The organism is Streptomyces sp. NPDC048295 (genome assembly GCF_040652135.1).
In the GTDB taxonomy this organism is placed as follows: Bacteria; Actinomycetota; Actinomycetes; order Streptomycetales; family Streptomycetaceae; genus Streptomyces.
This window is the reverse complement of sequence record NZ_JBEZLL010000064.1, coordinates 1-7,708: the sequence shown is the minus strand read 5'-3', so window position 1 is coordinate 7,708 and position 7,708 is coordinate 1. Positions and strand designations below refer to the sequence as shown.

General features: G+C 68.1%; 7 protein-coding genes and 1 pseudogene. 5 read left to right on the top strand and 3 right to left on the bottom strand.

Features of this window, described 5'->3' with window-relative positions; all coding sequences use genetic code 11:
• Positions 1–582 (top strand): HAD-IC family P-type ATPase (locus AB0D53_RS41420; RefSeq protein ID WP_362454678.1); only part of this gene is annotated, 582 nt, incomplete at its 5' end.
• A 498-nt stretch (positions 583–1,080) separates the two neighbouring features.
• On the opposite strand, the gene AB0D53_RS41415 is transcribed toward AB0D53_RS41420, so the two are convergent.
• The 3 genes from AB0D53_RS41415 to AB0D53_RS41405 form a co-directional block, all read right to left on the bottom strand.
• Complete coding sequence (locus AB0D53_RS41415; RefSeq protein ID WP_329813667.1) at positions 1,081–2,379, bottom strand: citrate synthase; 1,299 nt, start codon at positions 2,377–2,379, stop codon at positions 1,081–1,083.
• A gap of 129 nt (positions 2,380–2,508) precedes the next feature.
• Positions 2,509–4,809 (bottom strand): ATP-dependent RecD-like DNA helicase, encoded by a 2,301-nt coding sequence (locus AB0D53_RS41410; protein ID WP_362454675.1) that lies wholly within the window; start codon positions 4,807–4,809, stop codon positions 2,509–2,511.
• A 45-nt stretch (positions 4,810–4,854) separates the two neighbouring features.
• Positions 4,855–5,511: an NAD(P)H-binding protein gene (locus AB0D53_RS41405; RefSeq protein WP_362454673.1), complete on the bottom strand. Its 657-nt coding sequence runs from the start codon at positions 5,509–5,511 to the stop codon at positions 4,855–4,857.
• Between the two features lie 123 nt (positions 5,512–5,634).
• Here AB0D53_RS41405 and AB0D53_RS41400 point away from each other — a divergent pair, with 123 nt between their 5' ends.
• The 4 genes and pseudogenes from AB0D53_RS41400 to AB0D53_RS41385 all read left to right on the top strand — a co-directional run.
• Positions 5,635–5,994: a helix-turn-helix domain-containing protein gene (locus AB0D53_RS41400; protein ID WP_362454680.1), complete on the top strand. Its 360-nt coding sequence runs from the start codon at positions 5,635–5,637 to the stop codon at positions 5,992–5,994.
• A gap of 348 nt (positions 5,995–6,342) precedes the next feature.
• A complete protein-coding gene (locus tag AB0D53_RS41395; RefSeq protein ID WP_329813670.1) occupies positions 6,343–6,675 on the top strand; it encodes a hypothetical protein in 333 nt (110 codons plus the stop codon).
• 152 nt (positions 6,676–6,827) lie between these two features.
• Positions 6,828–7,139: a pore-forming ESAT-6 family protein gene (locus AB0D53_RS41390; RefSeq protein ID WP_362454671.1), complete on the top strand. Its 312-nt coding sequence runs from the start codon at positions 6,828–6,830 to the stop codon at positions 7,137–7,139.
• 147 nt (positions 7,140–7,286) lie between these two features.
• Positions 7,287–7,708, top strand: a pseudogene (locus AB0D53_RS41385) (protein phosphatase); the annotation flags it as partial.

Below are 7,708 nucleotides of genomic sequence, written 5' to 3'. Positions count from 1 at the left end.
GCCATCGCCGTCGCCTGGGACGGCCAGGCACGAGCCGTACTCGAAGTCGCCGACGCGGTGAAGGACACCAGCGCGGAGGCCATCGAGCGACTGCGCGCCCTCGGTCTCCGTCCCGTTCTGCTGACCGGCGACAACCGCGCCGTGGCCGACGCCGTGGCCCGTGCCGTGGGCATCGACGAGGTCCACGCCGAGGTCCTGCCCGAGGAGAAAGCGCACGTCATCGAGGGGTTGCGGGCCGAGGGCCGCTCGGTCGCCATGGTCGGCGACGGGGTCAACGACGCCGCCGCCCTCGCCACCGCAGACCTCGGCCTGGCGATGGGGACCGGCACGGACGCCGCGATCGAGGCGAGCGATCTCACCCTGGTTCGTGGAGATCTCAAGGTGGCCGCCGACGCGATCCGGCTGTCCCGGCGCACCCTGGCCACCATCAGGGGCAACTTGTTCTGGGCATTCGGCTATAACGTTGCCGCCCTGCCCCTTGCGGCATTTGGCCTGCTCAACCCTATGATTGCGGGAGCGGCGATGGCGTTCTCATCGGTCTTCGTCGTGACGAACAGCCTGCGGTTGCGCGCCTTCACGTAATTTCCACAAAGAGATCCAGATCACATGGATTTCAGGGTAACCATCCGGCGGGTTCGTGAGTCTAAGAGTGCGATGCCAAGGATGTCTTGGGGGACGTCCGTCGGAGGGTCTTGGGGGACGCTCCGGGCAAGCGTTGGCCGGGGCACGTGCACCGGGGAGCTTTGAGCGGCCCTCCCGTGCGTACGTACCCCGGCAGATCGCACCAGCAGGACAAGTGAAGAGCGCAGTTCACAGCTAGTCGAGGAACGCAGGAGCTCCGGCTCCCACAGACGCCCGGCCGGATCCCGTGGGGGGAATCCGCTCCGGGACATGGGAAGCGCCTCGCTGTCGGCCCGTGGGGGGATCGATGGCGGGGCGCTTCTCTCTGCCGCCCGGCGGTGCGCACGGCGCCGGGCACGCAAAATCGCCCCGGACACCGCGCTCTGTGCGAAAGCGCGGTACGCGGGGCGAAGTCGACCGGCCTCGGCGGCCGGGGTACTGCGGGGGTTGCTACGAGGCTCAGCGGGCCTCGACCGGGACGAAGTCGCGCAGGACCTCGCCGGTGTAGATCTGGCGCGGGCGGCCGATGCGGGAACCCGGCTCCTTGATCATCTCGTGCCACTGGGCGATCCAGCCGGGGAGGCGGCCGAGCGCGAAGAGCACGGTGAACATCTCGGTCGGGAAGCCCATGGCCCGGTAGATCAGACCCGTGTAGAAGTCCACGTTGGGGTAGAGGTTGCGCGAGACGAAGTACTCGTCGGAGAGCGCGTGCTCCTCCAGCTTCAGCGCGATGTCGAGCAGCTCGTCGGACTTGCCGAGCGCGGACAGCACGTCGTGGGCGGCGGCCTTGATGATCTTGGCGCGCGGGTCGAAGGACTTGTAGACGCGGTGGCCGAAGCCCATCAGCCGGACGCCGTCCTCCTTGTTCTTCACCTTGCGGATGAAGGAGTCGACATCGCCGCCGTTGGCCTGGATGCCTTCGAGCATCTCCAGCACCGACTGGTTGGCGCCACCGTGCAGCGGGCCCCACAGCGCCGAGATGCCGGCGGAGATCGAGGCGAACATGTTCGCCTGCGAGGAGCCGACCAGACGCACGGTGGAGGTCGAACAGTTCTGCTCGTGGTCCGCGTGCAGGATGAGCAGCTTGTCGAGCGCGGCGACGACGACCGGGTCCAGGTCGTACTCCTGGGCGGGGACCGAGAAGGTCATGCGCAGGAAGTTCTCGACGTACCCGAGGTCGTTGCGCGGGTAGACGAAGGGGTGGCCGATCGACTTCTTGTAGGCGTACGCCGCGATCGTCGGCAGCTTGGCGAGCAGCCGGATCGTCGAGAGGTGGCGCTGCTCCTCGTCGAACGGGTTGTGGCTGTCCTGGTAGAACGTGGACAGCGCGCTGACGACCGAGGACAGCATGGCCATCGGGTGGGCGTCGCGCGGGAAACCGTCGAAGAAGCGCTTGACGTCCTCGTGCAGCAGCGTGTGCTGGGTGATCTCGTTCTTGAAGGTCGACAGCTCGTCGACCTTGGGAAGCTCGCCGTTGATGAGCGTGTACGCGACCTCGAGGAACGTCGAGCGCTCGGCGAGCTGCTCGATGGGGTAACCGCGGTAGCGCAGGATGCCCTGCTCACCGTCGAGGTAGGTGATGGCGGATTTATAGGCTGCGGTGTTGCCATATCCGCTGTCCAGCGTCACGAGACCGGTATTGGCCCGGAGCTTCCCGATGTCGAAGCCCTTGTCGCCGACGGTGCTGTCGATCACCGGGTAGGTGTACTCGCCGTCGCCGTACCGCAGTACTACAGCGTTGTTGGTGTGCTCGCTCACGTCATCCCTCACCGACGTAGTGCCTCTTCTTCGAGGTTCCCTGACTGTCTCCACCCTCCCCCATTTGGCCCAGGAGAGTGCACTCGGGGTCGTCCATTGGACCTACTCGCGGCACTGAGTGCCGCGAGCCTACTCATCCTGCCCCCTCGGTTCCGGTTCCGGAAGGGCTGCGTGATGTTTCCCACCGATTTGATCGATCATTTTTTCCGCCGATCCTCCGCCCGAGCCCCCCGACAGCCGGTAATCCAGCGCCGTACAGCGCCTGCCTGCGGAAACCGTGCGGACCGCCTGGCCGATCGCCTGCCGTGAGCCGACCAGCACGACGAGCTTCTTGGCCCTGGTCACGGCGGTGTACAGCAGGTTCCGCTGGAGCATCATCCAGGCGCTTTTGGTGACGGGGATGACGACGGCCGGGTACTCGCTGCCCTGGGAGCGGTGGATCGTCATGGCGTACGCGTGGGACAACTCGTCCAGCTCGTCGAAGTCGTAGGAGATCTCCTCGTCCTCGTCGGTGAGGACCGTCAGCTTCTGTTCATCCGGGTCGAGGGCGGTGACGACGCCGACCGTGCCGTTGAAGACGCCGTTCTCTCCCTTGTCGTAGTTGTTGCGGATCTGGGTCACCTTGTCGCCGACCCGGAAGACCCGGCCGCCGAACCGCTTCTCGGGGAGGTCCGGCCGGCCCGGGGTGATGGCCTGCTGAAGGAGTCCGTTGAGCGTGCCCGCTCCGGCCGGGCCCCGGTGCATGGGGGCGAGGACCTGTACGTCGCGCCGGGCGTCGAGGCCGAACTTGGCGGGAATGCGACGGGCCGCGACGTCCACCGCGAGCACACCGGCGTCCTCCGTCTCGTCCGCCACGAAGAGGAAGAAGTCCTTGAGGCCCTGGGTCAGGGGCGGGACGCCGGAGTTGATCCGGTGGGCGTTGGTGACGACACCGGACTGCTGGGCCTGGCGGAAGATCGTGGTGAGCCGGACCGCGGGAACGGGGCTGCCGTCGGCGAGCAGATCGCGCAGCACCTCCCCCGCGCCGACCGACGGCAGCTGGTCGACGTCCCCGACGAGCAGCAGATGGGCACCGGGTGCCACCGCCTTCAACAGCTTGTTGGCGAGCAGCAGATCCAGCATCGACGCCTCGTCGACGACGACCAGATCGGCGTCGAGCGGGCGGTCCCGGTCGTACGCGGCGTCGCCGCCCGGCTTCAGTTCGAGCAGCCGGTGCACGGTGGACGCCTCGGCCCCGGTCAGCTCGGAGAGCCGCTTGGCCGCCCGTCCGGTCGGCGCGGCCAGCACCACCTTGGCCTTCTTGGCCCGCGCCAGCTCCACGATCGACCGGACGGTGAACGACTTCCCGCAGCCGGGCCCCCCGGTCAGCACCGCGACCTTCCGGCTGAGCGCCAGCCGGACCGCCGCCTCCTGCTCGGGCGCCAGATCAGCCCCCGTACGCGTGGCGAGCCAGGCCAGCGCCTTGTCCCAGTCCACGTCCGCGAAGGCCGGCATCCGCTCCTCGGGCGTCCGCAGCAGCCGCTGCACCTGGGCGGCGAGGGCGACCTCGGCGCGGTGGAAGGGCACCAGGTAGATGGCGGTGACGAGTTCACCGCCCTCGGGCGAGGGCACCTTCTCCCGTACGACGCCCTCCGGGTCCTCGGCCAGTTCGGCGAGGCACTCGATGACCAGCCCGGTGTCGACCTGGAGCAGCTTCACGCCGTCCGCGATCAGCCGCTCCTCGGGGAGGAAGCAGTGCCCCTGGTCGGTGGACTGCGACAACGCGTACTGGAGCCCGGCCTTGACCCTCTCCGGGCTGTCGTGCGGAATGCCCACCGCCTGGGCGATCTTGTCGGCGGTGAGGAAGCCGATGCCCCAGACGTCGGCGGCCAGCCGGTAGGGCTGGTTCTTCACGACGGAGATCGAGGCGTCCTCGTACTTCTTGTAGATGCGGACGGCGATGGAGGTGGAGACGCCGACGCCCTGGAGGAAGACCATCACCTCCTTGATCGCCTTCTGCTCCTCCCAGGCGGCCGCGATCATCTTCGTGCGCTTGGGGCCGAGGCCGGGGACCTCGACGAGCCGCTTCGGTTCGTTCTCGATGATGTCGAGGGTGTCGACGCCGAAGTGGGTGGTGATCCGGTCGGCCATCACCGGGCCGATGCCCTTGATCAGCCCGGAGCCGAGGTAGCGGCGGATGCCCTGGATGGTGGCGGGCAGGATCGTCGTGTAGTTCTCGACGGTGAACTGCTTGCCATACTGCGAGTGCGAGCTCCAGCGCCCTTCCATCCGCAGCGACTCACCGGGCTGCGCACCGAGCAGCGAACCGACCACGGTCAGCAGATCGCCCGCGCCGCGACCGGTGTCGACGCGCGCGACCGTGTATCCGTTCTCCTCGTTGGCGTACGTGATGCGCTCCAGCACACCTTCGAGGACGGCCATGTTGGACATGCCCCGACGGTATCGGGTCGGTACGACAGCCCCTGCCGGGAGCGGTCAGGCCGCGACCGCGGTCAGTGAGCGGTGGTGCTTCGGGCTCTCGATCTCGTCGATCAGTGCCACCGCCAGGTCCGCGTAGGAGAAGCCGGACGCGCCGCCGGTGTCCGGCAGCACCCGGTGGTCCCCCGTCCGGTACCTGCCGGTGCGGGGCGCGTCTTCGTCGAGGAAGACGGGCGGCGGGGCGACGACGAGCCAGTCGATGTCCGTCCCGGCGGCGCGCAGCACGTCGAGCGCCGCGGCGTGGCCCAGCGAGAAGGCCCGGTGCTCCTGTGGGGTGCCGGGGGCGTCGTGGACCGCCACCCCGGGAGCGGTCTCCAGTGTGGAACCGATGCCGAGAAGGACCAGCCGCCCGACCCCGGCCCTGGCCAGGCCGTCCAGCAGCGCGTGGGCCGCGCCCACGTAGAACTCCGCCGCGGGCATGTCGACCCGGGCCGCCGCGCCGATCGCCGCGTCGTGTCCCGCCGCGACCTCCGCGACACTGTCCGCCCGGGTCATGTCACCGGCCACCAGGCTCACGCCGTCACCGGCCAGATCCCGGTACTTGTCCGTGTCCCGGACCACCGCGGTGACCCGGTGCCCACGGGCCACCGCCTCGGCGACCGCACGCCGCCCGGCCCGCCCGCCGGCCCCGAAGACAACGATCCTGCTGCTCATGGCAATCCCCTCGCCGGGCCCGTACTCCGCGGGCCGTTGCGACGGACGCTAGACCCGCAACCCATGGTTTCCGCAACGATAGTTACGTACGCTCGCCGGGTGAGCGAACCTCTCGATCCCGACATGTTCACCGGCTGCGACCACCCTCCCGCGCTGTTCCGGATCGGCGGCAAGTGGACACCGATGATCATCCGGTGCCTGGAGTCCGGCCCCCGGCGCTTCAGCGAACTGGAGGTCCCGCTGCGCGGCATCACTCCGAAGGTGCTGACGGAGACACTCCGGTCGATGGAGCGGGACGGCCTCGTCACCCGCACCGACCACGGCGGTGTCCCGCCACGGGTGGAGTACGAACTGAGCGCCCTGGGGAACACCTTGCTCGCCCCGATGGCCGCCTGCTGCGCATGGGCGGCAGCGCATCTGCCGGAACTGCTGGACGCGAGGGAGGCCTACGAGGACCTTGCGTCGGCGCCCGGCGGGCCGTAGCCGCGCTCACCGCTCCTCGTCTTCCAGCACGCCTGCGGCAAGTCGCAGCCCCCGGCTCTCCGCGACGCGCACACCCTGCCGCAGCGACTCGGCCGACCGGGATGTCGTCCGCCCACGACGCGACGGACACCGGGCCGGCCCGGTGTCCGTCGCAGGTGATGTCGCAGACACAGTAAAGATGATCCGGAGAATCCGCTCCGCGCCTCTTCGACAGCTGACGGTGATTCACCTCCCTGCGGGATTCGTCTGATTCCTCACACCTGGGCCCGCGATCCCTCTTTTGATTGCACTGGCCACACGGAGTTGATAGGCATGGCGAAACATGTCTTCACGCGGTAGGGGGCCGACATGAAGTTCGACATGGGGGCGCAGGTTCTGACGAGTCTGTCGTCGAAGTCGCGTGGGTCGAGTGATGATCTGGGCACGTTGATCCGTCAGTTGGTGCAGGCGGCGGCGCCGTTGGAGGGGAAGTTCCACGGTGCGGGGCGTGTGGCGTTCGACTCCTTCAAGGGGCGGTCGGACGAGATCACGGCGGCGCTGAACGGTTCGCTGTCGGCTCTTCTCGGTGGTCAGTCGGGGATGGAGCAGGCGTTCGGTTCGGGCGACCAGGAGCAGGGCGACAACGCACGGCAGCAGATGTCCGCGGCGAATTTCGACGCGGCTCGCTTCGGTGGCCGCTGATCATCGCCGCTTTGCCCCACTCCGGTCCGTTCCGCTCCGGCCCACCCCGCAGCAGTCCGCTTTACCGCGGCCTGTTCCGCCTGGGCCCGTTCCGGCCCGTTCCGTTCCATTGCGTTCTTTTCTGACAGGTTTTCACGGGGAGTGATTGATTGATGGCTGGTGACGGTGACCGTCGGGCTTACGACACGGGTGCGTCCTCGGACGCGCAGGGCAACATCCAGGTGGTGATCGCGCGGCTGGAGGAAGTGATCGCCGCGCGGGACGGCCAGGTGAAGGCGGCGATGGCGGACTTCGCGGCCGACGGGGTGGCGGACGAGTACCACGGCAAGGAACTGCGGTGGAACCGTGCCTCGCAGGAGGTCAGGAACATCATCCAGTTGCTGAAGACGACGCTGGAACAGAACGACGGCACGGCGCAGCACACGATCACGCGCGCGAAGGCCGCGGTCGACAACATCGGCTGAGTTCTTCGGTTGTTCTCTTCCTGACCAAGGTTTGTCCGGCCGGTGCGGCCGGCTGTTTCACGGGGGTGTCGTGGTGACTGGGTGGGGCCGGAAGGCACAAGGTGTCCAGGACGTACTGAAGGCGGAGAAGGCCGGGGTGCAGTCGCGGTGATCAAGCCCGAGGCGATTCCGCAGTACACCGGTGATCTGGGCCAGTTGGAGAAGGACCACGCGGGCCTGACGAAGGACGCGGGGAACATCCGGGAGACCGGTTCGTCCGTCCATACCCATTTCCAGGCCCTGTCCGCGTACTACAAGGCTCCCGAGGCGGAGCAGCTGTTCGCGTCGACGAAGCCGGTGCAGGACCGGGCGGACGGTTTCGCGGACGATCTGGAGAAGGTCGCGACGTCGTTGTCGGACTACGCGAGCGAGATCCGCCCGCTCGTCACCAAGCTCGCGCAGCTCAAGACGGACGCGACGACGTTCGTGAACGACAACAAGGACGACGACGACTGGGAGTACGACGGCGACAAGGTCGAGGAGCACAACCAGCTCCGCGACGACATCACCGCGACCGTCGCCGCGTTCTG

Coding starts and splice junctions, on each gene's coding strand:
- AB0D53_RS41410 (WP_362454675.1), bottom strand. CDS start 4,809: ATGTCCAACATGGCCGTCCTCGAAGGTGTGCTGGAGCGCATCACGTAC.
- AB0D53_RS41405 (WP_362454673.1), bottom strand. CDS start 5,511: ATGAGCAGCAGGATCGTTGTCTTCGGGGCCGGCGGGCGGGCCGGGCGG.
- AB0D53_RS41400 (WP_362454680.1), top strand. CDS start 5,635: ATGTTCACCGGCTGCGACCACCCTCCCGCGCTGTTCCGGATCGGCGGC.
- AB0D53_RS41395 (WP_329813670.1), top strand. CDS start 6,343: ATGAAGTTCGACATGGGGGCGCAGGTTCTGACGAGTCTGTCGTCGAAG.
- AB0D53_RS41390 (WP_362454671.1), top strand. CDS start 6,828: ATGGCTGGTGACGGTGACCGTCGGGCTTACGACACGGGTGCGTCCTCG.